The following is a 25759-nucleotide window of genomic DNA, read 5'->3' on the forward strand; positions in this document are numbered from 1 at the left end:
GCGGTGTCCTGGCCTTGGGTCGCGCCGGTTTTGTGCGCTGCGCCCCTCTTTACTCCCTCGCCCCTTTGGGGAGAGGGTGGGGGTGAGGGGCCTGCTGGCACAGCGCAATACGCTGGTCTCACCCGCCTTCGCTTTGACCATCCAACACACAGAAATTTGTATGGCGACTTCACGTAAATCGACATCCAGCGCGGCTGCAGGCCAGCCTGTTTTGCAGCGCCCGCCGGCGGAAATCCAATACGCCGCGCAGCTGGCTCAGCTCCAGGCCCTGGACGCGGGCCAGCCGCGCCCCCCGGGCTGGCGGCTCAGCCTCAAGGCCGCGCGCAGCTTTATTTTGGGCGATGCGGCTCTGGGCATTGCGCCAAAAATAGTGGCCCCCGTGGCCGGCATAGAGCGCATGCTGGTGACCCTGGCCACGGGCCGGGGTTTGATGCTGGTGGGCGAACCGGGCACGGCCAAGTCCATGCTGTCCGAGCTGCTGGCTGCGGCCGTCTGCGGCAGCTCCACGCTGACCATCCAGGGCGGTGCCTCCATTACCGAGGACCAGATCAAATACGGCTGGAACTACGCCCTGCTGATCAACGAAGGCCCCAGCCCGCGCGCCCTGGTGCCGGCTCCGCTCTACCAGGGCATGCAGGCCGGGCAGATCGTGCGCTTTGAAGAAATCACGCGCGCCCCGCTGGAGGTGCAGGACTGCCTGCTGGGCATGCTGTCCGACCGCGTGATGGCCGTGCCCGAACTGGCCGGCGAGCACGGCATGCTCTATGCCCGCGAAGGTTTCAACATCATTGCCACGGCCAATACGCGCGACCGCGGCGTCAACGAGATGAGCGCGGCGCTCAAGCGCCGCTTCGACTTCGAGACCGTGTTCCCCATTCTCAACTTCGACAGCGAAATGGCCCTGGTGCAAGAGGCCAGCGCCCGCCTGCTGGTCCAAAGCGGCATTCCCCAGACCTTGCCCGCGCCCGTGCTGGAGCTGCTGGTCACCACCTTCCGCGATCTGCGCGGTGCCGGTGACAGTGGGAGCGGCGGCGCCATGGACAAGCTCAGCGCCGTGATGTCCACGGCCGAGGCCGTGAACGTGGCCCATGCCGTGGGCGTGCGCGCCTGGTTTCTGGAGCAGCGCGAGGGCTCGCCCCAGGACCTGGTGGACTGCATTGCCGGCACCGTGGTCAAGGACAATGCCGACGACCGCGCCAAGCTGCGCCGCTACTTTGAGCAAAAGGCGGCCAAGCGCCAGGGCGCGCACTGGAAGGCGTACTACGAGGCAAGACATAGGCTTCCATGAAGCTCCCCCTGAGTCGCTACGCGCCTTCCCCCTCTCTCTCGCTGCGCGAGGGAGGGGGACGACAGCCTAAGCATAGGGGCGGCCCTTGCTCGCTGTCCCACGCCTGGTACGAGCCAGTTGCATGCGCATCGCCCCGCCCTGGATTGCTGAGATGAACCTTCCTGAAATCATTGGCGTACGCCACCACAGCCCAGCCTGCGCGCGGCTGGTGGCCCGGCGCATACGCGCGCTGCAACCTGCCTTTGTGCTCATCGAAGGCCCGGCAGACTTCAACGCGCGCCTGGACGAGCTGGCCCTGCCCCACCAGTTGCCGGTGGCCATTTACAGCTATCTGTCCACGGGTGAAGTCCACCACGGCTCCTGGTCGCCATTTGCCGAGCATTCGCCCGAATGGCAGGCCCTGGTCGTGGGCCGCGAGACGGGGGCGCAGCTGCGCTTTATCGACCTGCCGGCCTGGCACAAGGCCTTGGGCCAGCTGGAAAACCGCTATGCCGATGTGGCCGACGCCGAGCACGAGCACCAGGCAGAGGCTTACGAACAGGCGCTGGAGCAGCAGCTGTCCGTGCAAGGGCGCGATGCGCTGTGGGACCATTTGTTCGAAGATGGCTGCGAGGATGGTGAGCTGGCACAGCGCCTGTCCACCTACTTCGCCCACCTGCGCCCGGCGCACGAACCCGGCTCCTTGGGCAACCAGCAGCGCGAGCAGATGATGGCCCGCTGGATCGCCTGGGCCATGGCCCAGGGCACCGGCCCGGTGCTGGTGGTGTGCGGGGGCTACCACGCCCCGGCGCTGGGCCGGCTGTGGACCGAGGTGTCCGCAGAACTCCCGGAGACGCCGCTGCCTGATTCCACTACGGAATCAGGAGCTATCAGCGCTGATGGGCCCAGCGACGCACCGCGTTTTGGCTCATTTCTCGTGCCCTATACCTTCAAGCGCCTGGATGCATTTGCCGGCTATGCCGCAGGCATGCCCTCGCCCACCTGGTACCAGTGGCTGTGGGAGCATGGCAGCGAGGGCGCGGCCCGGCGCGCGCTGCAGGCCGTGCTGGGCCGCATGCGTGACAAAAAACTGCCCGCCTCCACCGCCGACCTGATGGCCGTGCACGGTAAGGCCCTGGGGCTGGCACGGCTGCGCGGCCATGTGCAGCCGCTGCGCAGCGACTGGCTGGATGCCATGGCCGGCGCCCTGGTCAAGAACGCGCTGGATGCCCCCCTGCCCTGGTCTTACCGCGGCCCGCTGCGCCCGGGCACCGACCCCGTGCTGGTGCTGGCCATGGATGTGCTGGCCGGCGACAGCGCGGGCCGACTGGCCCCTGGCACGCCCCAGCCGCCGCTGGTGGCCGCCGTGGCCGCCGAGCTGGAGGCGCTGGGCATCAGCTTGCGCGGCACGCTCAAGCTCGATCTCTTGTCCCAGACCGACCGTGCCAAAAGCCGCTTGCTGCACCGGCTGCAGATTCTGGAGCTACCCGGCATCCGCCGCACGCAGGGCCCGGAGCTGGCCCTGTCGGCCGAGCGCGGCGAGCAATGGGAGTTGCGGGCCCCGCTGGAACAGCAGGCCGCGCTGATTGAGGCCGGCGCCTGGGGTGCCACGCTGCAGGACGCCGCCCGCGCCAAGCTGGAGGACCAGCTGCACCGCGCCCAGGGCCGCATAGAGCCGCTGGCCCAGGGCCTGAACCGCGCAGCCTGGGCCGGTCTTTCTGCATTGAGCGACCGCTTGCTGCGTGAGCTGCAGACCGCCGTGGCCAACGAGGGCCGCTTTGAGGCTCTGGCCCCGGCCCTGGGCCTGCTGCATGTGCTGCTGCGCCACGGCCAGACGCTGGGCATGGCTGGCGCACCCGTGCTGCGCGTGGTGGTGCAAGCCGGCTTTGACCGCGCGCTGTGGTTGCTGGAGCCCGCCACCGTCATCCCTCCCGCCGAGATGGAAGCCCATTTGCAGGGCTACAAGGCACTGAAACAGATCGTCAGCGACAGGCTGGCCGCACAGCCCGGTGACGGCCAGGCCCTGGATATTGAGCCGCTGCGCGCCCTGGGCCTGTGGCAACGCAAGGCTGCCGACCCCGCTGCCGCGCCCTTAAGCCGTGGCGCCGCCCTGGGTGCGGCCTTCAGCCTTTCGGGCCGGGTGGCCGAGACCCGGGCCATGACCCAAGCCATTGCCCAGGCCGCGCCCCAGGACGTCAGCCTGGAACAGGCCATGGGCCTGCTGCGGCAGCTGCCCCCGGCCACGCTGGGCGACGCCCTGGCCGGCCTGCTGGCCCTGGCGCGTGAGGCCCTGGCCAGCGAGCCCGGCTTTGCCGCCGGCCTGGACGCCCTGGTGCGCACATTGGACGGCATGGACTTTGCGCTGGCCCTGCCCGCGCTGCGCTCGGCCTTTGCCTGGCTGCCGCCGCGTGAGCGCGCCGCCCTGGCCGAGCAGGTCTTGCAGTTGCATCAGGCCACGCATTTGTCCCAGCGTGTGCTGACAGGCCCCTTGCAGACCGCGCTCACCCCCAAAGAAACCGCGCAGGCCACGGCCTGGGAAGCCCGGGCCGCACAGCGACTGGCGATGTGGGGCATAGACACAGGAATCGAACATGGCCTTTGACATTACCGAGCCCCTGCAGCGCTGGCGCTTGCTGCTGGGTGAATCCGCCGAAGCGGCCTGCGGCAGCCTGGGCGAGCAGGCCCAGGCCGCGGATGCGGCCCTGGACTGGCTCTACGGCCGCGACCCGGACCGCGCCCAGCGCGGTGAACGTGCGGCAGGTCTGGGGCCTTCGGCCCTGTCCACGCCTGACTGGATCAACACCATCCACCAGCTGTTCCCCAAAGAGGTCATAGAGCGGCTGGAGCGCGACGCCGTGGAGCGCTTCGGCATTGACGAGGTGGTGACCAATCTGGAAGTGCTGGAGCGTATAGAACCCTCCGAATCCCTGCTGCGCGCCGTGCTGCACACCAAGCATTTGATGAACCCCGAGGTACTGGCCGCAGCACGCAAGCTGGTGGCCGAGGTAGTGCGCCGCATCATGGAGAAAATGGCCACCGAGGTGCGCCAGGCCTTTGGCGGCACGCGCGACAGGCGCCGGCGATCGCGCATCAAGATTGCGCGCAACTTTGACTTCAAGCACACGATTGCGGCCAATCTGCACCGCTGGGACCCCAAAAGCCAGCGTCTGTACCTGCAGACCCCGCTGTTCAACAGCCGCACGCGCCGCCATATCGAGCCCTGGGACATCATCTTGCTGATCGACCAGAGCGGCTCCATGGTGGACTCGGTGATCCACAGCGCCGTGATGGCGGCCTGCCTGTGGCAGCTGCCCGGCATGCGCACCCGCCTGGTGGCCTTTGACACCGAGGTGGTGGACCTCACCGCCGATGTAGCCGACCCCGTGGAGCTGCTGATGAAGGTGCAGCTGGGCGGCGGCACCTATATCGCCAAGGCCGTGGGCTATGCCCAGTCGCTGATCAGCAACCCGGCCAAAAGCATGGTGGTGCTGGTCAGCGACTTTTACGAAGGCGGCAGCGACAGCGAGCTGGTGCGCCGCGTGCGTGCGCTGACCGAAGCCGGCACCAAGGTGCTGGGCCTGGCCGCACTGGATTCCGAAGCCCAGCCCGCCTACGACCGGGAAATGGCCGCGCGCCTGGTGAGCGTGGGCGCCCAGGTGGGCGCCATGACGCCGGGACAGTTGGCCGGCTGGCTGGCCGAAAAGGTGCAGGCATGAGTCGCCCCGATCTGCTGGAGCTCACACCACAGGCCTTGACGGCCCTGGCCAATGCCGGTTTTGTGAAGCGCGCGCAAAAAGACGTGGCCGCCGGCCTGCTGCCGCGCATAGAGGCCGCAGACGACGGCGAAGTGGCGGCGCATTTTGACGATGGCGTCAGCACCCGCTTGCCCCCAGGCCGCACGCTGCGCGACGCCAGCTGCACCTGCCCGGCCAGCGGCATGTGCCGGCACCGGGTGATGCTGGTGCTGGCCTACCAGGCACAGGCGCAAGCTCCAGAGCAAGACAGCGCGCCGGCTTCGGGTTCTGCCACCCAGGCTCAGGAGCCGCTACAGGCCGAGGTCTGGACGCCGGCCGAGTTTGACGACGCCGCCTTGACCCAGGTGTTCTCGCCCTCGGTCCAGGCCCAGGCCGGCGAGCTGGCGGCCCAGCGCCCGGTGATTGCCCTGCTGCCCGGCGTGGGTGAGCAGCAGCCGCCCAGCGCGCGCCTGCCCATGTGCAGCGTGCGGTTTTTCTCGCGCAGCTCCCTGGCCCATGCACGCTGCGACTGCAAGCAAGGCAGCGGCTGCGCCCACGTGCTGATGGCCGTATGGGCCTACCAGCAGACCGGCCCCATGACCGCCGATGCGCCCGAGCGCATGGTGGAACTGGGCCCGCGCCTAGGCAGCGCCACCGCCCCGGCACCCCAGGCCCGCAAGCTGCTGGACAGCGAAGCCGCACGCAGTGCACAGCAGGCGCTGGACCAGTTGCTTGCCGCCCTGTGGCTGGATGGTGCCAGCCAACCCTTGCTGGCTCTGGCCGCACGCTTTGAAGCCTTGCGCACCCAGGTCCAAGCCCTGGGCTGGGCCTGGGTGGACGATGGGCTTCATGAACTCTGGCAGCTGCTGCAGGCCCACCAGGCGCGCAGCAGCCGCTTTGATGCCCACCGCCTGCTGGCCGTGGCGACCGAACTCTGGGCCAGGCTGCGCGCCGCCGCCCATGCAGAGGGTTGCCAGCCTGATGCTGCACCGCCCCTGCTCGCCAGCCAGATTCTGGGCCTGGGTGTGAAGGGCGAGCTGGCGCTGGACCATCTGCGCCTGGTTTCCCTGGGCGCGGCGCTGTGGCGCAGCGAGACCGCCGAAGGCGCCAGCCTGCTGTTTGCCGACCCCGATACCCAGACCGTCACCGTGCTGGAGCGCGAATGGCCGCTGGCCGATGACAACAACACAGGCCCTGCGGCCACGGCCCTGCTCCACCGCCGCGTGGCCGGCTTTCCGCTGCGCCAGCTGGCCAGCGGCCAGGTCATCACCAAGACCGCCGTACGCCGCGCCAACGGGCTGATCGACATTGGCGCTAGCACACGCCAGACCGGCGTCATGCCGCTGTCGCCCCGCTCCTGGGACGACCTGGCTGCACCGCTCAAGCACCACAGCCTCGCCACGCTGCGCCAGGCCCTGGAATCGGCCCTGCCCGACTTTGCCACCCCACGCCAGGCCGCCACTGGCGCGGCCGCTGGCACCGGCGGTGCCCTGCATGTGCTGGCCAGCGAGCAGCTGCGGCTGCTGGAGCAGGCCTGGGATGCAGGCGCCCAGGTCTTGCATGCAAAGCTGGCAACAGGGGAGGAAGCCGGAGCAGATGCAGAGGAGCGCCATGTGCTGCACCTGGCCCTGCCCCACCACGCCGCCGCACCCGCAGCCGTCGACACCCTGGCCCGGGCCTTGGCCGGCGAATGGGGGCCGCTGCGCGCCGTGGCCGGCAGCGTGCAGCTGCAGGCGGGTCAGTTAGTGATGCAGCCCCTGGCCTTGCTCACGGTCGAACGCGGCCTGGCCCTGCAGGCCGAACCCGGTGCCGGCCCGCAGCAACTGCCCCTGGCCCAGGGCAGTCCGGAGCGCGGTGCGCTGCAAGCGCTGACCGCATCCAGCCTGGACATGCTGGCCGTCTGGCTACGCCAAGGGCTGCGCCACCAATCCGCCTCTGGCCTGGTACGGGGCGGTGAGCAGGCCAGGCAGCTGAGCCAGGCCGGGCTGCCGCGCTGCGCGGCCTTGATGCAAGAAGCCCTGAACAAGCTCAGGGACAGCGAGCACCCGACCCTGCTGGCCAGCCTGGGCGCTTTGACGCTCTTACTGCAGGATCAAAAATAAATGTGCGAGAGCTCTTGACATCTTGCAAATCGTTATAATATGAATCTTATCGGCAAGAGCGACAGCAACACCTCCGGACCCGGCCCCCGTGACAGACCTCACGTGGATTGCAGCAAGTGCATGGCCAATTTCACCGCAAGGACTGCACACCAAATGTTCGCCCACCCATCTTGCCACCGGGAGCCCGTCCGCTCCCCACATGCTGCGGCCTAGGCCTTGGCATGTGTTGAATGCGCCGGGTATCGAGGCGCTTGCTTTCCATCTTTGTGTTTGTGTATCAGCTCGTTGTCTCCGCTTTTACCGTGAGGTGTGTGCATGCCCGTATCAAAGTCCGCGAAGTCCCAGCAGGCCCTCGAAACTTCCGCGAAGTCCAAGACCTCTTCGGCGGCTGCCAAGAAAACAGCAGCCGTGAAAAAGCCCGCCTCCACCAAGGCGGCTGAAGCCAAGAAAGACCCCAACGTGGCAACCAAATCTCAAGCTGAACTCAAAGCCCTGGCCGACGAACTGCTCGCGGCCGATGCCAAGAAGCGTGGCCGCAAGAAAGCCGATGCGGTAGAAGGCGACACCGCCGACGCTGAAGCGCCTGCCGTCAAAAAGCCTGCGGCCAAGAAGGCTGCCGCCAAAAAGGCCCCAGCCAAGACTGCAGCCGCCACCAGCGATGACAAGGCTCCGGCCAAGCGCGGCCGCAAGCCCAAGGCCGAAACCACTGCCAAGGGCAAGGGTAAGGCTGGCATGTCCGATGACATGGATGATGTCGACATGGACGGCGAGATGGACGGCGAGGTCGACGCCGACCTCGAAGTCGAGACCGAAGTGGAAGCAGAAGTGGAGAGCACGCCCACGACCACGGAAAAGGTCAAGCCGCTGCGCATGAAGATCAGCAAGGCCAAGGAGCGCGCCTTGATGAAGGAATTCGGCCTGGACGAAACCGTCCTGACCGAAGAGGAAATGAACACCCGCCGTCAGCGCCTGAAGGCACTGATCACGCTGGGCAAAACACGCGGCTACCTGACCCACAGCGAAATCAACGACCACTTGCCCGACAAGCTGATCGATGCCGAAACGCTGGAAGTCGTGATCTCCATGCTCAACGACATGGGCGTGGCCGTGTACGAGCAAACGCCCGACGCGGAAACCCTGTTCCAGAACAACGTGACGCCCACGGCCACCACGGTGGAAGAGGCCGAGGAAGAAGCCGAAGCCGCCCTGTCCACCGTGGACTCGGAATTCGGCCGTACCACCGACCCCGTGCGCATGTACATGCGTGAAATGGGTACGGTGGAGCTGCTGACGCGCGAAGGCGAAATCGAAATCGCCAAGCGCATCGAAGGCGGCTTGATGGACATGATGGAGGCCATCTCGGCCTCCCCCGCCACCATCGCCGAGATCCTGGGCATGGCCGAGGAAATCCGCGAAGGCAAGGTAGTCATCTCCACCATCGTCGACGGCTTTGTGAACGCCAACGAAAACGATGACTACGTGGCCGAAGAAGACTTCGACGAATACGACGAAGAGGACGACGACGACGGCAAGGGCGGCTCCAAGGCGCTGACCAAGAAGCTCGAAGAGCTGAAGAACGAAGCCCTGTCGCGCTTTGACAGCATGCGCGGTCACTTCGAGAAGATGCACAAGGTCTACGACAAGGAAGGCTACGGCTCGGCCACCTACCTGAAGCTCCAGAAGACCATCACCGAGGAGCTGATGACCATCCGCTTCACGGCCAAGACCATCGAGAAGCTGTGCGATCTGGTGCGCGCCCAGGTGGATGATGTGCGCAAGAAGGAACGCGAGCTGCGCAAGATCATCGTGGACAAGTGCCGCATGCCGCAGGAAACCTTTATCAAGGATTTCCCGGCCAACCTGCTGAACCTGGACTGGGTGGTCAAGCAAGCCGCTGCCGGCAAGCCCTGGAGCACGGTGCTGGAACGCAATATCCCGCCCGTGCAGGAACTGCAGCAAAACCTGATGGACCTGCAGTCCCGCGTGGTGGTGCCGCTGGACGAGCTCAAGCGCATCAACAAGCGCATGAACGACGGCGAGCGCGCCAGCCGCGATGCCAAGAAGGAGATGATCGAGGCCAACTTGCGCCTGGTGATCTCGATTGCCAAGAAATACACCAACCGTGGCCTGCAGTTCCTGGACCTGATCCAGGAAGGCAACATCGGCTTGATGAAGGCCGTGGACAAGTTCGAGTACCGCCGCGGCTACAAGTTCTCGACCTATGCCACCTGGTGGATTCGCCAGGCCATCACCCGCTCCATCGCGGACCAGGCGCGCACCATCCGTATTCCGGTGCACATGATCGAGACCATCAACAAGATGAACCGCATCTCGCGCCAGCACTTGCAGGAATTTGGCTTCGAGCCCGATGCCTCCATCCTGGCCGCCAAGATGGAAATCCCCGAGGACAAGATCCGCAAGATCATGAAGATCGCCAAGGAGCCCATCTCGATGGAAACCCCCATCGGCGATGATGACGACTCCCACCTGGGCGACTTCATCGAGGACCACAACAACACCGCGCCGGTGGATGCAGCCATGCAAGCCGGCCTGCGCGATGTGGTCAAGGACATCCTCGACGGCCTGACCCCGCGCGAAGCCAAGGTGCTGCGCATGCGCTTCGGTATTGAAATGTCCACCGACCACACGCTGGAAGAAGTGGGCAAGCAGTTCGACGTGACGCGCGAGCGCATCCGCCAGATCGAAGCCAAGGCGCTGCGCAAGCTCAAGCACCCCAGCCGCTCCGACAAGCTGCGCAGCTTTATCGATTCGCTGTAAGCGCTATCCAAGCGTCATCGCTGCTGCCCCGCCTGCGCGGGGCATAGCAAACAAAGCCTGCCAGCTCTCGCTGCGCAGGCTTTTTTATTACGTCACAACACAGCCTGCTCTTTCATGCCTGCCAGAGCGGGCCCGCGCCGTGCTGTGGGCACCCAAGCACCAAACCCAACGGCCAGACAGCGCTTGAGGCGCGGCGCGTGCCCGCAGACAGTATTCGCATACGGCAAGGGCTCGCAACAAAGCATCAGGCGCTGTATGGCCGCCCCCAAACGAATAGCGTTCCAAGCCTCATAGACAACAAAAAGCCGCGCAATGCGCGGCTTTTTGGCGAAAGAGCGTGGACTTATTCCAGCGTCAGCTTTTGCTTGGCCACCACCTGCTTGTAGATGGCGAACTCATCCTTGCACTCCTTGGCAAACTGCTCGGGCGTATTGCCCACAATGACCGAACCCGTGTCCTCGATGCGCTTGCGGATGGCGGGCTCCTGCAGCACCTTGCGCACGGCGGCGTTGAGCTTGTCCACCACTTCCTTGGGCATGCCCTTGGGGCCGATGATGCCGTAGAAGGCCATGCGGTTCACAGGCTCCAGGCCCACTTCCTTGAAGGTGGGCACATCGGGCAGCACGGCCAGACGCTCGGGCGCGGCCACGGCGATGGCCGTGAGGCGCTTGTCCTTGATAAAGGGCAGAGCCGAGGGCAGGTTGTCCAAAATCATGGGGATCTGGTTGGCCACGGCATCGTTCAGCGCCGGGCCCGCTCCGCGGTAGGGCACGTGAATCATCTCGATGCCGGTCAGGCTTTTGTACAGCTCCATCAGCATGTGCTGGATGCCGCCCGTGCCAGAGGAACCGTAGGAGTACTGGCCCGGGTTCTTCTTGAGCTCGGCCTCGAAAGCCTTGTAGTTGGCCGCACCGGCGAACTTGGGGTTCACGGCGATGACATTCGGCGTGGCCGCAATGTTCACCACCGGCGTGAAGGCGGTCAGCGGGTCATAGGGGTTCTTGGGGTTGATGGCCGGGTTGGTGGCCATGGTGGAGACGGTGGCAATGCCCAGGTTGTAGCCGTCGGCCTTTTGGCGCGAGGTTTCCAGCGCACCGATGACGCCACCGCCACCGCCACGGTTTTCCACAATCACGGGCTGGCCCAGCTCTTTACCCAGAGGGTCGGCGATCACGCGGGCAATGATGTCGGTCGTGCCACCGGCCGCAAAGGGCACCAGCAGCCTGATCGGCTTGTTGGGGAACGATGCATCTGCCATTGCTGCGGTGCTGGCCAATGCCAACACCACGCCCATCCAACTACGACGATCCATGGGAGTACTCCTTGCCTATGTATCCAAAAGGAAAGAGGGATGCTAAACGCTGGGCTTTGTAGGCATGGGCGTTTTGCGACGGCAGATTGATAGGTGTTTACCCAGGGATTACATGCAAATTGCCTATCCATTGACAACATACTCCGGCGGGGCAGGCCACCGATGCACGCTGGCCCTGCTGCCCAAGCTGTCCCTTCTGCGCCAGCCTTGAACTTCTCCCAGGCCCGCTCTCCCACGCGATGGGCGTATGCTTGGCGCCCGTGAATTACGCCCAGCTTCTTTTCCCCGATTTCTCCCTGATCTTGCTGGGCTATTTGCTGTGCCGCTTCAGCCCGCTCAACCGCCCCGTCTGGCAAGGCGTCGAGGCACTGGTGTATTACCTGCTGTTCCCGGTGCTGCTGTTTCACTCCATCGTCAAAAGCCCGCTGGACTGGACCACCACCTCCAACCTGATTGCCGCCGGCGTGTTGTCTGGCGTGGTGGGCATTGCCCTGGCCTACAGCCTGCCCTGGTGGCCGGGCCTCAAAGGCCATGTGGACCGGCGCGACCATGCCAGCGCGGCCCAGGTGGCGTTTCGCTTCAACTCCTTTATCGGCCTGGCCCTGGCCGAACGCCTGGCCGGCGCCCAGGGGCTGCTGCTGATGTCGGTGCTGATCGGCTTTTGCGTGCCCATGTTCAATATCGCTGCCGTCTGGCCCATGGCCCGCGCCGGGCAGCAAAGCTTTTGGCAGCAACTGGTGCGCAACCCGCTGATTGTGGCCACGGTCAGCGGCCTGGTCGCCAATTTGCTGGGCTTTCGCATGCCCACCTGGCTGGAGCCACCGGCCAACCGCCTGGGTGCGGCATCGATTGCACTGGGCCTGATGTCGGCCGGTGCCGGTCTGCAGCTGGGGCTGTTGACACATGCCAAGCGCCTGTCCGTGGCCGTGCTGGCCATCCGCCATGGCGTGCAGCCGCTGCTGGCCCTGGCGGCCATCCACCTCCTGGGCCTGCAAGGCGACCAGGCCCTGATTCTGCTGCTGTTTGCCGCCCTGCCCACGGCCAGCACCTGCTATGTGCTGGCGGCGCGCATGGGATACAACGGGCCCTATGTGGCCGGGCTGGTGACGCTGTCCACCGTGCTGGGCGTGGCCAGTCTGCCGTTTGCGCTGTCGCTGGCGCCTTGAGCCCACTCCCGAGACAGAAGCGTTGAGCGCTTTCAGCGCAACAACTTCAAGCACAAATACATCTGATACCAAGCACCTATCAGCGCTGACAGCTCTCTTTTTTAAAAGATCCGACTGCGCTTATGGCCGGCCTGCACCCTGCGCCAGCGCCCATTGCACATGCTCGCGCACCAGGTCGCTGGGGTGTTCGGCCTGGGCTTGCAAGGCAGTGCACACGGCGTCGCGCTCCAGGCCTTGGGGCAGACTGCGCAGCGCATTGCCCAGGGCTACGGCGATGTTGCGCAGCCAGCGCTCATGGCCTATGCGGCGTATGGGGCTGCCCTCGGTGCGGCGCAAAAAGCTCGCCTCATCCCAGGCAAAAAGCTGCACCAGCGTGCTGCCGGCCAGGCCATCGCGGGCATCAAAGTCCGGCAGCTGACTGGGCTGGGCAAACTTGTTCCATGGGCAGGCCAGCTGGCAGTCGTCGCAGCCATAGATGCGATTGGCCAGCAGCGGGCGCAGCTCCAGCGGGATGGCCCCGGCATGTTCGATGGTCAGATAGGAAATGCAGCGGCGTGCATCCACCCGGTGTGGCGCCACGATGGCGCCCGTGGGGCAGGCCTGCATGCAGGCGCTACAGCTGCCGCAATGCGCACTGACGGGCTCGGTAGGCGCCAGCGCCATGTCCACAAAGATTTCACCCAGAAAGAACATGGAGCCCGCCTCCCGGCTGAGCACCAGGGTGTGTTTGCCGCGCCAGCCCTGGCCGCTGCGCTGGGCCAGCTCGGCCTCCAGCACGGGCGCCGAGTCGGTGAACACGCGGTGGCCGAAAGGGCCAATTTCCTGGGCAATGCGATCGGTCAGCTTTTGCAGCCGCGCACGCAACACCTTGTGGTAGTCGCGGCCACGAGCGTAGACGGAGACAATGCCTTCTTCAGGCCGCTGCAAACGCGCAAATTCCACGGCCTGCCAGCCTGGTGGTGTAGCTTGGGGCAGATAATCCATGCGCGCGGTGATGACGCTGAGCGTGCCCGGCACCAGTTCGGCCGGCCGGGCGCGCTTGAGGCCATGGCCTTCCATATAGTGCATCTCGCCATGGCAACCGGCGTCCAGCCATTGCAGCAGCCCGGGCTCTGCCGAGGACAAATCCACACCGGCCACGCCAATTTGGGAAAATCCCAGCTCGCTGGCCCAGTCTTGTATTTGAGGAACGAGTTGACTGCTGCACACCATACCCCCCCGATTGTAGAAACCCCTGCCCCCCTTGCCGAGCAATTACGCACCTGGCACAGCGAGGCGGACACCGCCGCTTTTGCCCAGGCACTGGCGCAGCTGCCTGCGCTGCGCAATGCCTATGTCACCTTGCACGGCGACCTGGGCACGGGCAAGACCACGCTGGTACGCCATCTGCTGCGCAGCCTGGGCGTGACGGGCCGCATCAAAAGCCCCACCTACGCCGTGGTGGAGCCGCACGAGGCCGAGGGCCTGTTCATCTGGCACTTTGACTTCTACCGCTTCGACGATCCGCGCGAATGGGAGGACGCGGGTTTTCGCGACATTTTCGCCAGCCAGGGGCTGAAACTGGCAGAATGGCCGGAAAAGGCCGCAGCACTGACTCCTGCTGCGGACCTAGCTATCCATATAGAAGCAATTGACGACACGCAGCGCCGCGTGAGCTTGCGCGCCCACACGCAAGCCGGTGTGCACATGCTGCAGCATTGGCCCGCATGAGCGACGAAAACATCCCCCGCCCTGCCTCATCTGCTCCACTGAGCCGCCGCCATCTGTTGCAGGCAGGCTCATTGGTGCTCTTGCTCGGCACCCAACAGATTGCGCGCGGCGCCACCATCGTGGCGGTGCGCGTCTGGCCCGCCCCCGAGTACTCCCGCGTCACGCTGGAGTCCGACACCCCCCTGGTGGCCAAGCAGTTCTTTGTGGCCTCGCCGCCCAGGCTGGCGGTGGACATCGAGGGCATCGATCTCAACCCCGCGCTGCGTGAGCTGGTGGCCAAGGTCCAGGCGGATGACCCCAATATCAAAGCCATACGCGTGGGCCAGAACTCACCCAATGTGGTGCGCCTGGTCATCGACCTCAAGCAGGCCGCCGTGCCCCAGGTGTTCACGCTGCAACCTGTGGCCGCCTACCAGCACCGGCTGGTGTTTGACCTGTACCCGGCCGACCCGGTGGACCCGCTGGAGGCCCTGATCAGCGAGCGCCTGCGCGACGCCGGCCCCCAGTCGGCCCAAGCACAAGCCCACCAACCCAGCATGGGCAGCGGCGTGCCGCCGGAAGCCGATCCGCTGGGTGAGCTGATTGCCCAGCAAGGCAAGAAGCCGACAGCCACCACCCCGGCCACCAAGCCCGCAGGCACTGGCACGCCTCCCGCCCCGCCCACCGTGGTGGCCACGGCCCCACCGCCACCTGCGCCGCCGCCCGAGCCCCCACCCACCAAGCGCCCGGTCAGCCCCAGCGTGGCCACGGCCCAACGCACGGACCGCATCATCGTCGTGGCCCTGGACCCTGGCCACGGCGGCGAAGACCCTGGCGCCATCGGCCCTGGTGGCACACGCGAAAAAGACGTGGTGCTACGTATTGCCCATTTGCTGCGTGACCGCATCAACGCCAGCACCATAGGTGGCAGCCCCATGCGCGCCTTTTTGACGCGCGATGGCGACTTCTTTGTGCCCCTGGGCACCCGCGTGGAAAAAGCCCGCCGCGTACAGGCCGATTTGTTCATCAGCATCCATGCCGACGCCTTCACCACACCGGCGGCCAAGGGCGCCAGCGTGTTTGCATTGAGCCAGAAAGGCGCGTCCAGCACGGCCGCTCGCTGGCTGGCCAACAAGGAAAACCAGGCCGACCTGGTGGGCGGCATCAACGTCAAAAGCCAGGACCGCCATGTGCAGCAAATGATGCTGGACATGAGCACCACCGCCCAGATCAACGACAGCCTGAAGCTGGGCACCCACCTGCTGGGACAGATTGGTGACATGGCCAAGCTGCACAAGCCCCGCGTGGAGCAAGCCGGTTTTGCCGTGCTCAAGGCTCCCGACATTCCCAGTGTGCTGGTGGAGACGGCCTTCATCAGCAACCCCGAGGAAGAGGCCAAGCTGCGCAGCGCGACCTACCAGGTACAGCTGGCCGACGCACTGATGCGCGGCATCAAGCTGTACTTCACCAAAAACCCACCACTGGCCCGCAACCGGTCGGTGTAAGCCTGCGGCCCACCTCGGGCCACAGCCAAAAGGGGCCGCATGCAGCGCATTGCCGCCGTGGCCCCTTTCGCGTCTCCTCCCCAGCGCACGCAGATACCGCCGTGCGTTCTGTGCATGCCTTGCCATGCACAGACCATGGGCCAGCTGTACGCCGCATCTTGCTGCCCCTTTATCCAGCAGCAGCGACCTTCCTACAAGCCAACAGGAAATCGCCGCATGGCGCGGCTGCGCCATGTGCCATCCACCGCCCCTACCTCCCAGCACGACGGCAGGTACTTTCTACATCTCCCCGCCTCCTTTAGCTTGGAGTCTGCGCTGCGCAAAGCCCTGAATCACCTTGGCTGAAGCTGGCTGCAGTCCCTATCGCAACGGCCAAGCGGGGATGAAGCCACTACCCGCCAGGCCATGGCTTTCGGTCTTTGCGCCAGCACAGCCCCCCGACTGTCTGTCTGTTTACAAGAGGCAAGCCCCTTCGATGCATCGCCCGTCTTTCAGAGCGTTCCCGCCATTTCGCACCGCCCTCTACGCCTGCGCCGCAGCGCTCCTCACCGCATGCCTGAGTCCATCTGCTGCAACGGCTTCTGAGGCGGCCCCCAGCCGCGAACAGCTTTTGGCGCAAGCCCGGCACAAACGCGATGCACAGCAGTGGCAAGCGGCCTTGCATGATTTCCAGCAGGGGCAGGCCCGCTTCCCCCATGAGCCGGGTTTTTTGTACGGAGAAATCTATGTGCTGGCGGATGGAGGACAAGCTGGAGCGGCTTATGAAAAGGCCACACAGCTGCTGGAGCGCCACCCTCACGATGTCGATACCTTGCTGGTCATGGCCTATACCAGCTTGCGCCAACACGGCCCTTTTGCGGCCCTGGAATATGCCGACCGTGCCCAGCAACTGGCGCCTGATCGACCTTATGTAGCACGTGAATACCTGCAAGCGCTGCGGCGGGCCGACATGCCGAATGCAGCGCTGGAATGGGTGGAAAAACACCCCAACTTTCTGCCACCTGCGGAAATGCGCGTGCTGCAAGCCGATGCGGTTGCAGAAATCGTACGGCTTTCCGATGTGGATTCCCGCTCGGAAGCAGAGCGCTTTCAACTAGCAGATGAGGCCCTCGCCCAATATCAGCGGCTTTTTCCGCAATGGCTGCAGGCCGGCCCTGAAGCACAGGCTCTGGTGCAGCGGGCACGCACCGACAGGCTTCAGGCGTTGCATGCCCGCTTTTACATGTCCGAGCTGGTGCGGGAATACGAAGACCTGGTGGCAAGCCAAGCCGAGATACCGCCGTATGCACTGGCGGATATCGCCTCGGCCTATCTGTATTTGCGTCAGCCGGAAAAATCCCTGGCCATTTACCAGCAGTTGATTGATGCGAATTACATGCGCAATGACGACATCATTCGCCAAAAACAGGATTTCGGCCTGCTCTACTCCTATTCCGATGCGGGAGATGTGAGCACCGCCCAAAATACCGCCAGCCCCATGCCGCAGGACTTCAGTCCGTGGCGTTATGTGGAGGGGGAGAAATCCAAGGTTCCCAACGCCTCTTATCTGGATGCCGTGCATGCATCCACCATGATGGATTTCTACGCCAACGATACGGTTGGCGCCCAATCACGGCTTGGGGGCATGGTCGCTGGCGCACCGGTGAACAATCATTTGCGCACCGATCTGGCGTGGATCTACCGCTCCAGAGGCTGGCCAAGGCGCTCCGAAGCAGAGCTCAAAGTGGCAGAGACCTATGAGCCCAGGGACATGGTCGTACAACTGGGCCAAGGCAATACCGCCTTGAGCCTGCAGGAATGGCGGCAAGCCGAGGCCATCAACCAAGACACCTACCAGCGCTACCCAGAAGATGTTCGCGCCCAGCGCCTCAATCGTTTGTGGGAAGTTCACAAACTCTCCGAACTCCGCATCTCTGCCTACAGGGGTTTGAGCAAGCAAAACCCCGTGTATGGCAGCCGTTATTTTGGTCTTGAAACCGTTGTCTATACACCACCCATTGATTACAACTGGCGGCTTTTTGCGGGCGCCGCCCATTTAACCGGGAATTATGAAGACGGTAAGGCGCAATACAACTTTGAACGCGCAGGTGTGGAATGGAGAAGCCGCAATTGGACCAGCGAAGCAGAGGTTTCGAGCAACCGCTACGGCTTTGGCCAACGCCCAGGCGCCAGAATATCCAGCACCTACAACATCAATGACCAATGGGGAATCAGCGGGGCAGCCAACTGGCGCTCACGCGCCCCCCCCTTGGACGCGCTCCGTCAAAACATCAGCAGCAATAGCGCAGAAATCAGCTTGCGCTGGCGACAAAGTGAGCGCCGAGAATGGGATATATCCATTACACCCTCCCGGTTCAGTGATGGAAACCAACGCATTGATGTGCTGCTCAGCGGCAAGGAACGCCTTCTCACCTTCCCTCGCTGGTTTCTCGACCTGGGGATCGAGGGCTATGCCACGCGTAACAAGCTGAACAATGTCAACTATTACAGCCCACAAAGAGAATATGGCGTTCTGCCATTCCTCAATTGGAACCACACCATCTACCAGCGATATGAGACCGCCTGGAGGCAAAACGCCAGCATAGGGTTTGGCGGTCTTTATCAAAAAGGCTTTGGCAATTATGCAACGCAGATGCTGAGCTATGGCCAGCGCTACCAACACAACAGTGTTTTTGAGCTTGGCGGCACCATTTCACTGAATCGACGCGCTTATGACAGCATTTATGAACGCGAATGGCGTTTGGTGCTCGACATGATTTACCGATTTTAATCCGATGCCCCTATGAAAACAAAAAAACTCTTCGGAAAAATTCTGCCGTTTTTGATGATTCTGGCATCTTGTCTTGCGCTTTCCGGCTGCGCCCAAAGCCCTGTGGCCTACGTACCACCAGCGCAACGCCCAGTCGCCAATGCAGACAAACCCTGGCCCCACAACAAATACCTGGCTATTGCCTACCATGCCATTGAAGATGGTGTGGCCGACCAAACCTTTCTCTCGGTCAGAACAGACCAATTGGTTGCGCAGCTGAAATGGCTGAAATTCAACGGCTACCAAGCGGTTTCCATTGACCAAATACTGGCAGCCAAGCGGGGTGGGCCGGCCTTGCCACCCAAAGCGGTTCTGCTTTCATTCGACGATGGCTACCGTGATTTCTACAGCCGCGTCATCCCGGTCCTCAATGCGTTTCAATGGCCTGCTGTGCTGGCACCGGTAGGTAATTGGCTACTCACTCCTGGTGACAAAGACGTTGTTTTTGGAGATACCCCCGTACCACGGCATATGTTCCTGAACCAGGCGGAGTTGAAAAAAGTGGCCCAGTCTCCGCTGATTGAAATTGGTGTGCACACCTTCAGCTCGCACAAAGGCGTGCTTGGAAACCCTCAGGGCAATTTACTCCCCCAGATTTCCAATCGAATATACCTGTCAGATGCACAGCGCTACGAGACCACAAGTGAGTACCAACACAGGGTTGCCACAGATGTTCGCAGCATCACCCAACTGGTCAAGAGCATCAGCGGGAAAAGTCCTAGAGTGTGGGTATGGCCTTATGGCAATGTGAATGGAGAAGCGCAAGCCATTATCAAACAACAAGGCTATGAGGTCTTTCTGACCCTCGACAGCGGTCTGGCCAGCGCCAGCCATACAGACAATGTCCCCAGGCTGCTGATGTCCGGCAAGGATAATATCCAGTCCTTTTCCCAGCTGGTTTCCAACACCGAAGCCCCATTCACGATGCGGGTAGCCCACATTGATCTGGACTATGTATTCGACCCAGACCCCGATCAGCTTGTGAAAAACCTGGACGCTCTAGTCCAGCGTATTTTCGACATGGGCATTACCGCAGTTTTTCTGCAGGCTTTTTCTGACCCCGATGGGGATGGACTGGTAAAGGAGGTTTATTTCCCGAATCAGGTGCTGCCTATCAAGGCAGATTTATTCAACCGCGTAGCCTGGCAGCTGATGAGCCGTACCGATGTCAAAGTGTATGCCTGGCTTCCGGTACTCAGTTTAGACCTTTCTGCCGCACACCCCCGCGTCGCCGCATATGATGCCAAGACGGGGAAAATTTCGGTTGATGCAAAGCAATACCAGCGCCTGAGCCCGTTCAATACGGCGAACAGACAAGCCATCACCTCACTGTACGAAGACCTATCGCGTCATGCAGATTTTGATGGGGTTTTATTCCATGACGACGCCATTCTTTCGGACTTCGAAGATGTCAGCCCCGATGCGCTTGCTTATTACCACACACAAGGCCTGCCAGCCGATATCCATGCCATTCGCTCCTCACCAGAGATGATGAAGCGCTGGACCAGGCTGAAATCCAATTACCTGACAAATTTCACCGTGGAGCTGGCCAATGCCGTGAAGTCCATTCGCGGCCCTGACATCAAGACTGCGCGAAATATATTTGCTACGCCAGTGTTGAATGAGGAATCAGAAGAGTGGTTTGCACAGAATATTGATGAATTTCTCCAGACCTATGACTGGACCGCTCCAATGGTCATGCCTTATATGGAAGGGATTGCACCATCCCAGGCCAATCAATGGATTGGAAGACTCGTCGATGCCATCGCCCAAAAGAAAGGGGCTCTCGACAAGACCGTTTTTGAACTACAGGCCAAAAACTGGGAAATCAAAGATGAGCAGCCAGGAAGCCATATTGATTCCCAAACCATTGCCGAGTGGATGCGCACCATCCAGTTGCATGGCGGGAAGAATTTTGGCTACTACCCCGATGATTTTGCGGTGGACCAGCCACGTCTGTCCGTCATCCGTGCCCATATGTCAACCAACTGGTACCCCGCGCCATGAAAGACCGAATCGTTGCCTTTGTGCTGATGTTGGTGGTCATTGCCATGCCTTTTGCAGTCGCCATGGCGGTCAATGACAAGCTGGTGCTGGATTTCGTGTTCTTTTACCCCTTGCTCATGTCCGCACTCTGGATGACGGGAGGCTTGTACTTTTACGTGCGCATGGAGCGCAAATGGAAATGGGGAGAGCGCCTGGAAGACCGCGAAGTCCCGCCGCTGCCAGGCGATCCCCAGGTCACCATCATCATTCCCTGCTTCAATGAGGAAAAGAACGCTGAAGAGACCTTGCTGGCAGCCTTGCAGCAGCGCTACAGCCATATCGAGGTGCTGGCCGTCAACGATGGCTCCACCGACGGAACTGCCGGCGTGCTGGACCGCATGGCGGCAGAGCACCCCAAGCTGCGGGTGCTCCATCTCTCTGAAAACCAGGGCAAGGCCATGGCGCTGCGCATGGGCGCTCTGGCGGCCAACAGCGAATACCTGGTGTGCATTGATGGCGACGCCATCCTGGACCCCGATGCTGTGACCTTTCTGGTGCGCCCCATGCTGGATATACCCCGCGTGGGCGCGGTCACCGGCAACCCGCGCGTGCGCACCCGCTCCACCTTGGTGGGCATGGTGCAGGTGGGCGAGTTTTCTTCCATCATTGGATTGATCAAGCGCACCCAGCGCATTTATGGCCAGGTGTTTACCGTCTCGGGAGCCGTCGCGGCCTTTCGCCGCCAGGCCCTGGACCGGGTGGGCTATTGGAGCCTGGATATGGTGACCGAGGACATCGACATCAGCTGGAAGCTGCAACACGATCACTGGTCTGTTTTCTATGAGCCTCGCGCCCTGGCCTGGATCTTGATGCCCGAGACCTTGCGCGGCCTGTGGAAGCAGCGCTTGCGCTGGGCCCAGGGCGGAGCCGAGATTCTGCTGAAGAACTTCGGCAGCTTGCTGCGCTGGCACAACCGCCGCATGTGGCCGCTGCTGGTCGAGTTCACACTCTCCACCCTGTGGGCTTACGCCTTTGCCCTGTCCATCTTGCTGTATGTGGTCGGTCTATTCGTTCAACTGCCAGCACATATCCGGGTGGACACCCTGTTCCCCCCGGCCTTCACAGGTCTGGTGCTGGCCGCCACCTGCTTGCTGCAATTTGCCGTCAGCATGGCCATCGACCGGCGCTATGAAAAAGGACTGACGCGCACTCTTTTCTGGGTGGTCTGGTATCCCATGGTTTTCTGGATGGTCAGTCTCTTCACCAGCCTGGTCAGCTTCCCCCGCGTCATGCTGCGCAGCCAACGCCAGCGGGCCCGCTGGGTCAGCCCGGACCGAGGGATCAAGCAACTGGATGGAACGCCATGACGCTCAACATGCCCACCGCCTCCACGCCCTTGTCACTGGAGGTCAACACCGCCACGATGGTGATCCGCACCCAGCGCTCCAAGCTGCGCTATGCCCTCGACGTTGTGCTGACACTGCTGGCCTGGCTGGCATTTGCCTACCTGTTCGCACAAGGCATCTGGGCCGTGGGCACCGGCCGCATGGAGGGGCTGGACATGCCTTTCATCTCCCGCATGCAACCCTCCATGGGCACCCTGAGCACCTATGCACTGGCCATGCTGCTGCAAGGCCTGCTGCTGGTGGTGTGGGCGCTCTACAACTGGGGCCGCTTTCGCAGCAAGCAGCGGCGCAGTGCAGACGCTGCGGTCTCCGACGAAAGCCTGACCCACCGCTACGGCATAGACATCCCCACGCTGCAGCGCTTGCGCACCCAGCCTGTGTCCGTGATCTACCACACGCCCGACGGCTCTATCGCGGCCGTCGAGCCGCTGTGGGCAGCCGCACGCAAGCCATCCATGCAGGCACAGTCCGCAGAGCTTGCTTGACCCCAACCGCCTGCAGACCCATCTACCATCTGCACGCCCCAACGCAAAAAGCCACTGCCTTGCCTGCAGTGGCTTTTTTTCATCCAGCGCCTGCCCCTGGGCTCTGGTTCTTTTTCAGGAGCAAATCACGCACGCTGTAGATGCGCTCGGGCCTTGTGGAGCCCCCGCAGCAGCAGCCTCAGGCCGCGCGCTTGGCGCTATCGCGCCCCGCGCGCCAGGCACCCAAAATGGCAATCAAGCCCGGCACCAGAATCAAGCCCCAGATGATTTTCTCCAGGTTGTTGCGCACCCATTCGAGGTTGCCAAAGAAATAGCCTGCCGTGGCAATACCCACCACCCACAGCAGCGCGCCCAGCACATTGAACAAGGTGAACCGGCTGCGCTCCATATGGGCAACACCCGCCACAAAAGGCGCAAACGTGCGAATAAAGGGCATGAAGCGCGCCAAGATGATGGTCACGCCACCATAGCGCTCGTAAAAGCTGTGGGCCTGGTCAAAGGCCTTGCGGTTGAACCAGCGCGAATCCTCCCACTGAAACACCTTGGGGCCCAAATGGCGTCCTATGCTGTAGTTGCACTGGTCGCCCAATATGGCCGCCGCCAACAGCACCGCCATGGCCAATGGCAGCGACATAAAACCTGCGCCACACAGGGCTCCGACGATGAACAGCAGCGAATCCCCGGGCAGAAAGGGCATCACCACCACGCCGGTTTCCACAAACACAATCAAAAACAGCAAGGCGTAAACCCAGGGCCCATAGGCCACCACAAAGGCTTCCAGGTGCTTGTCCACATGCAGGATGAAGTCGATCAGAAACTGGACAATTTCCACAATACGCTCGCTCTCAAAGGAAGGCGGGAGCCCCTAGCGGGCGCCCAAACTGGGGCGTACTGTAGCGCGTCCCCATGCCCCTGCAAGGCGGAGACTTGCACGAAAGGCATGCGGATGTCACACAAAAATACAACTGCATCGACAGATCAAGTCAACGGTTGGAATTGATTACATCTATTCACCATCCATGCGGTATTTCTTCGCAGACCATCCCTTGGCATAGGGCACAGTACAAGCACACCAACAAGGAAGTTGGTATTTCTTGCTCCAAGGAGAACGAATGATGTTGAAAAAAACCATGGCTATTTCTACATTGGCATTGGCGGCTTTGGGTCTGGCTGGCTGTGCCTCGCACCCAACCAATCGCCAAATCGGCACCGGCGTAGGCGCCGTGGCTGGCGGTATGGTGGGCAGTGCCCTGTTTGGCACCACCCTGGGCACCGTGGGTGGTGCTGCTGCCGGCGCGCTGATCGGCAATGAAATGGGCGGCAACAGCCGCCGCCGCTGAGGCGGCCACTGACGGCTGCCAACGGCCATCACCTGCGCTGAGCGCCCTGCGGCCCTGCCCCACCCGGAGCCGCATTCTTGTGGGAGCTGTTCCGCCCTGAAAGCCCAGCTATTACACCTGCCCACGGCCCCAGCACCTGCCGCTGCATAAAATCGGGGCCAATGACTTCTCCCGACACCAGCCCGGAACGCCGGCGCATCCAAGAACTTCCCGACGAACTCATCAGCCAGATCGCTGCAGGCGAAGTGGTGGAGCGCCCGGCCTCGGTAGTGCGCGAGCTGGTGGACAACGCGCTGGACGCTGGCGCAACCCAGATCACCTTGCGCCTGCTGGCCGGCGGCGTGCGCCTGATTGCCGTGGAAGACGACGGCATAGGCATCCCCCGCGAAGAGCTGCCCGTGGCCCTGCGCCGCCACGCCACCAGCAAGATCCGCGATCTGCACGATCTGGAAACCGTGTCCACCATGGGTTTTCGGGGCGAGGCCCTGGCCGCCATCGCCTCGGTGTCCGAGGCCGCCATTCTTTCGCGCCCAGCCGGCCAGGACAACGCCTTCTTGCTTGACGCCCGCAGCGGCGAGCTACGCCCCGCCGCCCGTGGTCAAGGCACGACGCTGGAAATCAAGGAGCTGTTCTTCAGCACCCCTGCGCGCCGCAAGTTTTTGAAAAGCGACGCCACCGAGCTGGCCCATTGCATTGAATCCGTGCGCCGCCATGCCCTGGCCCGCCCGGACGTGGGTTTTGCCATCTGGCACGAAGGCAAGCTGGTCGAGCAGTGGCGCGCCGTGCCCTCTGGCACGCCCATGGCAGAGGCCCTGGCGCTGCGCCTGGCCGATGTGCTGGGCCAGGAGTTTGTCGACAACACCTTGCCCGTGCAACGCACCAGCAGCAACGGCATCACCGTGATCGGCCGTGCCGGCCTGCCGGACGCGGCCCGCTCGCGCCCCGACCAGCAGTACTGCTATGTCAACGGCCGCTTTGTGCGCGACAAGGTGCTGACCCACGCCGCCAAGAGCGCCTACGAAGACGTGCTGCACGGCCACAAGCAGCCGCTGTACGCCCTCTACATCGACATCGATCCCGCGCGCGTGGACGTCAACGTCCACCCCACCAAGATCGAGGTGCGCTTTCGCGACAGCCGTGAGGTGCACCAGGCCGTGCGTTACGCCATCGAGGACGCCTTGGCCGCCCCACGGGCCGCGCTGCTGGCCGCCCAGGCAGCCCAAGACACCCCCGGCACCGACGCCCCCCCAGCTGACGGCAGCGCCGCAGTCTCCGCCAGCATGGCTGGCGGCGCCGCACCAGCTGCTGCCTGGCAGCCCCAGGCGCCAGCACGCACGCCCCAGATGCAATACGCCATGCCGCTGCCCGAGCGCGCCGGCCATGTGGTCAACGACATGACGGCGCTGTGGGCGCCCATGCGCGAAGGCGCTGCGCAGCCGCCTCTGCCCCACAGCCCGGCACCACAGGGGGACACCGCGGCAGCCACCAACGCCACAGCCCAAGGCCAGGCTGCCGCCCCCTGGAATGCCACGCAGCCGGAACCGGCGCCCGGCGCAGATGCCGCAGCCCCCGATGCAGCGGCCTGGCCCCTGGGCCGGGCCGTGGCCCAGATCCACGGCGTCTACATCCTGGCCGAGAATGCCCAGGGCATGGTGATTGTGGACATGCATGCGGCCCACGAGCGTATCGTCTACGAGCGCCTCAAATCCCAATTGGGCAATGACCAGCCCATTGCCAGCCAGCCTCTGCTGATTCCCGCCACCTTTGCCGCCACGCCCCAGGAGGTGGCCACGGCCGAGGCCCATGCCGACACCCTGCGCGAGCTGGGCCTGGAAGTGGCGCCGTTCTCCCCCAAGACCCTGGCGGTGCGCGCCGTGCCGTCCACCCTGGCCCAGGGCGATGCCGTGGAGCTGGCACGCAGCGTGCTGGCCGAGCTGGAGCAGCAAGACGCCAGCGGCGTGGTGCAGCGCGCGCGTAATGAAATCCTCGCCACCATGGCCTGCCACGGCGCCGTGCGCGCCAACCGCAAGCTGACGCTGGACGAGATGAACGCCCTGCTGCGCCAGATGGAGAGCACCGAGCGCTCCGATCAATGCAACCATGGCCGCCCCACCTGGCGCCAGCTGAACATGAAAGAGCTGGACGCGCTGTTTCTGCGCGGCCGCTGAGACCCCGTTTTT

17 protein-coding genes are annotated in these 25759 nt (G+C 63.4%); 14 read left to right on the forward strand and 3 right to left on the reverse strand.

What is annotated here, in order from left to right; genetic code table 11:
• Positions 1–160 precede the first annotated feature (160 nt).
• The 5 genes from ACA027_RS16055 to rpoD all read left to right on the forward strand — a co-directional run bounded on the left by ACA027_RS16055 (position 161) and on the right by rpoD (position 9881).
• Positions 161–1288: an AAA family ATPase gene (locus ACA027_RS16055; RefSeq protein WP_370679202.1), complete on the forward strand. Its 1128-nt coding sequence runs from the start codon at positions 161–163 to the stop codon at positions 1286–1288.
• 151 nt (positions 1289–1439) lie between these two features.
• Complete coding sequence (locus ACA027_RS16060) at positions 1440–3869, forward strand: DUF5682 family protein (RefSeq protein ID WP_370679203.1); 2430 nt, start codon at positions 1440–1442, stop codon at positions 3867–3869.
• Complete coding sequence (locus tag ACA027_RS16065) at positions 3859–4983, forward strand: VWA domain-containing protein (RefSeq protein WP_370679204.1); 1125 nt, start codon at positions 3859–3861, stop codon at positions 4981–4983. The genes ACA027_RS16060 and ACA027_RS16065 overlap by 11 nt, the downstream gene beginning before the upstream one ends.
• A complete protein-coding gene (locus ACA027_RS16070) occupies positions 4980–7103 on the forward strand; it encodes an SWIM zinc finger family protein (RefSeq protein WP_370679205.1) in 2124 nt (707 codons plus the stop codon). Before ACA027_RS16065 ends, ACA027_RS16070 begins: the two co-directional genes overlap by 4 nt.
• Positions 7104–7418: 315 nt before the next feature.
• The gene (gene rpoD, locus ACA027_RS16075) at positions 7419–9881 is read left to right on the forward strand and encodes an RNA polymerase sigma factor RpoD (RefSeq protein ID WP_370679206.1); all 2463 of its coding nucleotides are present in this window, start codon (positions 7419–7421) and stop codon (positions 9879–9881) included.
• A gap of 343 nt (positions 9882–10224) precedes the next feature.
• On the opposite strand, the gene ACA027_RS16080 is transcribed toward rpoD, so the two are convergent.
• Positions 10225–11193 carry a tripartite tricarboxylate transporter substrate binding protein BugE gene (locus ACA027_RS16080; RefSeq protein ID WP_370679207.1) on the reverse strand — a complete coding sequence of 323 codons (969 nt, stop codon included), beginning with the start codon at positions 11191–11193 and terminating at the stop codon, positions 10225–10227.
• A gap of 260 nt (positions 11194–11453) precedes the next feature.
• Here ACA027_RS16080 and ACA027_RS16085 point away from each other — a divergent pair, with 260 nt between their 5' ends.
• Positions 11454–12359: an AEC family transporter gene (locus ACA027_RS16085; RefSeq protein ID WP_370679208.1), complete on the forward strand. Its 906-nt coding sequence runs from the start codon at positions 11454–11456 to the stop codon at positions 12357–12359.
• A 120-nt stretch (positions 12360–12479) separates the two neighbouring features.
• Here ACA027_RS16085 and queG read toward each other — a convergent pair whose 3' ends face one another.
• Positions 12480–13571 (reverse strand): tRNA epoxyqueuosine(34) reductase QueG, encoded by a 1092-nt coding sequence (gene queG / locus ACA027_RS16090; protein ID WP_370679209.1) that lies wholly within the window; start codon positions 13569–13571, stop codon positions 12480–12482.
• Here queG and tsaE point away from each other — a divergent pair.
• The 6 genes from tsaE to pgaD all read left to right on the forward strand — a co-directional run bounded on the left by tsaE (position 13554) and on the right by pgaD (position 22239).
• Complete coding sequence (tsaE, locus tag ACA027_RS16095; protein WP_370679210.1) at positions 13554–14069, forward strand: tRNA (adenosine(37)-N6)-threonylcarbamoyltransferase complex ATPase subunit type 1 TsaE; 516 nt, start codon at positions 13554–13556, stop codon at positions 14067–14069. The two genes, queG and tsaE, sit on opposite strands and share 18 nt — an antisense overlap.
• On the forward strand, positions 14066–15553 hold the full coding sequence (locus ACA027_RS16100; RefSeq protein WP_370679211.1) for an N-acetylmuramoyl-L-alanine amidase: 1488 nt from the start codon (positions 14066–14068) through the stop codon (positions 15551–15553). Before tsaE ends, ACA027_RS16100 begins: the two co-directional genes overlap by 4 nt.
• A 475-nt stretch (positions 15554–16028) precedes the next feature.
• Entirely contained in the window at positions 16029–18323 is a 2295-nt protein-coding gene (pgaA, locus tag ACA027_RS16105; protein WP_370679212.1) for a poly-beta-1,6 N-acetyl-D-glucosamine export porin PgaA, read from the forward strand.
• Positions 18324–18335: 12 nt separating this feature from the next.
• A complete protein-coding gene (gene pgaB, locus ACA027_RS16110) occupies positions 18336–20369 on the forward strand; it encodes a poly-beta-1,6-N-acetyl-D-glucosamine N-deacetylase PgaB (protein ID WP_370679213.1) in 2034 nt (677 codons plus the stop codon).
• The gene (gene pgaC, locus ACA027_RS16115) at positions 20366–21715 is read left to right on the forward strand and encodes a poly-beta-1,6-N-acetyl-D-glucosamine synthase (RefSeq protein WP_370679214.1); all 1350 of its coding nucleotides are present in this window, start codon (positions 20366–20368) and stop codon (positions 21713–21715) included. Before pgaB ends, pgaC begins: the two co-directional genes overlap by 4 nt.
• A complete protein-coding gene (gene pgaD, locus ACA027_RS16120) occupies positions 21712–22239 on the forward strand; it encodes a poly-beta-1,6-N-acetyl-D-glucosamine biosynthesis protein PgaD (RefSeq protein ID WP_370679215.1) in 528 nt (175 codons plus the stop codon). The genes pgaC and pgaD overlap by 4 nt, the downstream gene beginning before the upstream one ends.
• Positions 22240–22417: 178 nt before the next feature.
• Here pgaD and ACA027_RS16125 read toward each other — a convergent pair whose 3' ends face one another.
• A complete protein-coding gene (locus tag ACA027_RS16125; RefSeq protein WP_370679216.1) occupies positions 22418–23071 on the reverse strand; it encodes a DedA family protein in 654 nt (217 codons plus the stop codon).
• A gap of 283 nt (positions 23072–23354) precedes the next feature.
• Here ACA027_RS16125 and ACA027_RS16130 point away from each other — a divergent pair, with 283 nt between their 5' ends.
• Both ACA027_RS16130 and mutL read left to right on the forward strand, forming a co-directional pair.
• Positions 23355–23579: a glycine zipper 2TM domain-containing protein gene (locus tag ACA027_RS16130; RefSeq protein ID WP_370682606.1), complete on the forward strand. Its 225-nt coding sequence runs from the start codon at positions 23355–23357 to the stop codon at positions 23577–23579.
• Positions 23580–23740: 161 nt separating this feature from the next.
• The gene (gene mutL, locus ACA027_RS16135) at positions 23741–25747 is read left to right on the forward strand and encodes a DNA mismatch repair endonuclease MutL (protein ID WP_370679217.1); all 2007 of its coding nucleotides are present in this window, start codon (positions 23741–23743) and stop codon (positions 25745–25747) included.
• The last annotated feature ends 12 nt before the right edge of the window (positions 25748–25759 follow it).

This window comes from Comamonas sp. GB3 AK4-5, assembly GCF_041320665.1.
Taxonomy (GTDB): domain Bacteria; phylum Pseudomonadota; class Gammaproteobacteria; order Burkholderiales; family Burkholderiaceae_C; genus Comamonas.

Bases quoted from the DNA above. Each gene is read 5' to 3' on its own strand.
- ACA027_RS16100 (WP_370679211.1), top strand. From the start codon at position 14,066: ATGAGCGACGAAAACATCCCCCGCCCTGCCTCATCTGCTCCACTGAGC.
- pgaD (WP_370679215.1), top strand. From the start codon at position 21,712: ATGACGCTCAACATGCCCACCGCCTCCACGCCCTTGTCACTGGAGGTC.
- ACA027_RS16080 (WP_370679207.1), bottom strand. From the start codon at position 11,193: ATGGATCGTCGTAGTTGGATGGGCGTGGTGTTGGCATTGGCCAGCACC.
- pgaC (WP_370679214.1), top strand. From the start codon at position 20,366: ATGAAAGACCGAATCGTTGCCTTTGTGCTGATGTTGGTGGTCATTGCC.
- ACA027_RS16070 (WP_370679205.1), top strand. From the start codon at position 4,980: ATGAGTCGCCCCGATCTGCTGGAGCTCACACCACAGGCCTTGACGGCC.
- pgaB (WP_370679213.1), top strand. From the start codon at position 18,336: ATGAAAACAAAAAAACTCTTCGGAAAAATTCTGCCGTTTTTGATGATT.
- queG (WP_370679209.1), bottom strand. From the start codon at position 13,571: ATGGTGTGCAGCAGTCAACTCGTTCCTCAAATACAAGACTGGGCCAGC.
- ACA027_RS16055 (WP_370679202.1), top strand. From the start codon at position 161: ATGGCGACTTCACGTAAATCGACATCCAGCGCGGCTGCAGGCCAGCCT.
- ACA027_RS16060 (WP_370679203.1), top strand. From the start codon at position 1,440: ATGAACCTTCCTGAAATCATTGGCGTACGCCACCACAGCCCAGCCTGC.
- rpoD (WP_370679206.1), top strand. From the start codon at position 7,419: ATGCCCGTATCAAAGTCCGCGAAGTCCCAGCAGGCCCTCGAAACTTCC.
- pgaA (WP_370679212.1), top strand. From the start codon at position 16,029: ATGCATCGCCCGTCTTTCAGAGCGTTCCCGCCATTTCGCACCGCCCTC.
- ACA027_RS16130 (WP_370682606.1), top strand. From the start codon at position 23,355: ATGTTGAAAAAAACCATGGCTATTTCTACATTGGCATTGGCGGCTTTG.
- ACA027_RS16065 (WP_370679204.1), top strand. From the start codon at position 3,859: ATGGCCTTTGACATTACCGAGCCCCTGCAGCGCTGGCGCTTGCTGCTG.
- mutL (WP_370679217.1), top strand. From the start codon at position 23,741: ATGACTTCTCCCGACACCAGCCCGGAACGCCGGCGCATCCAAGAACTT.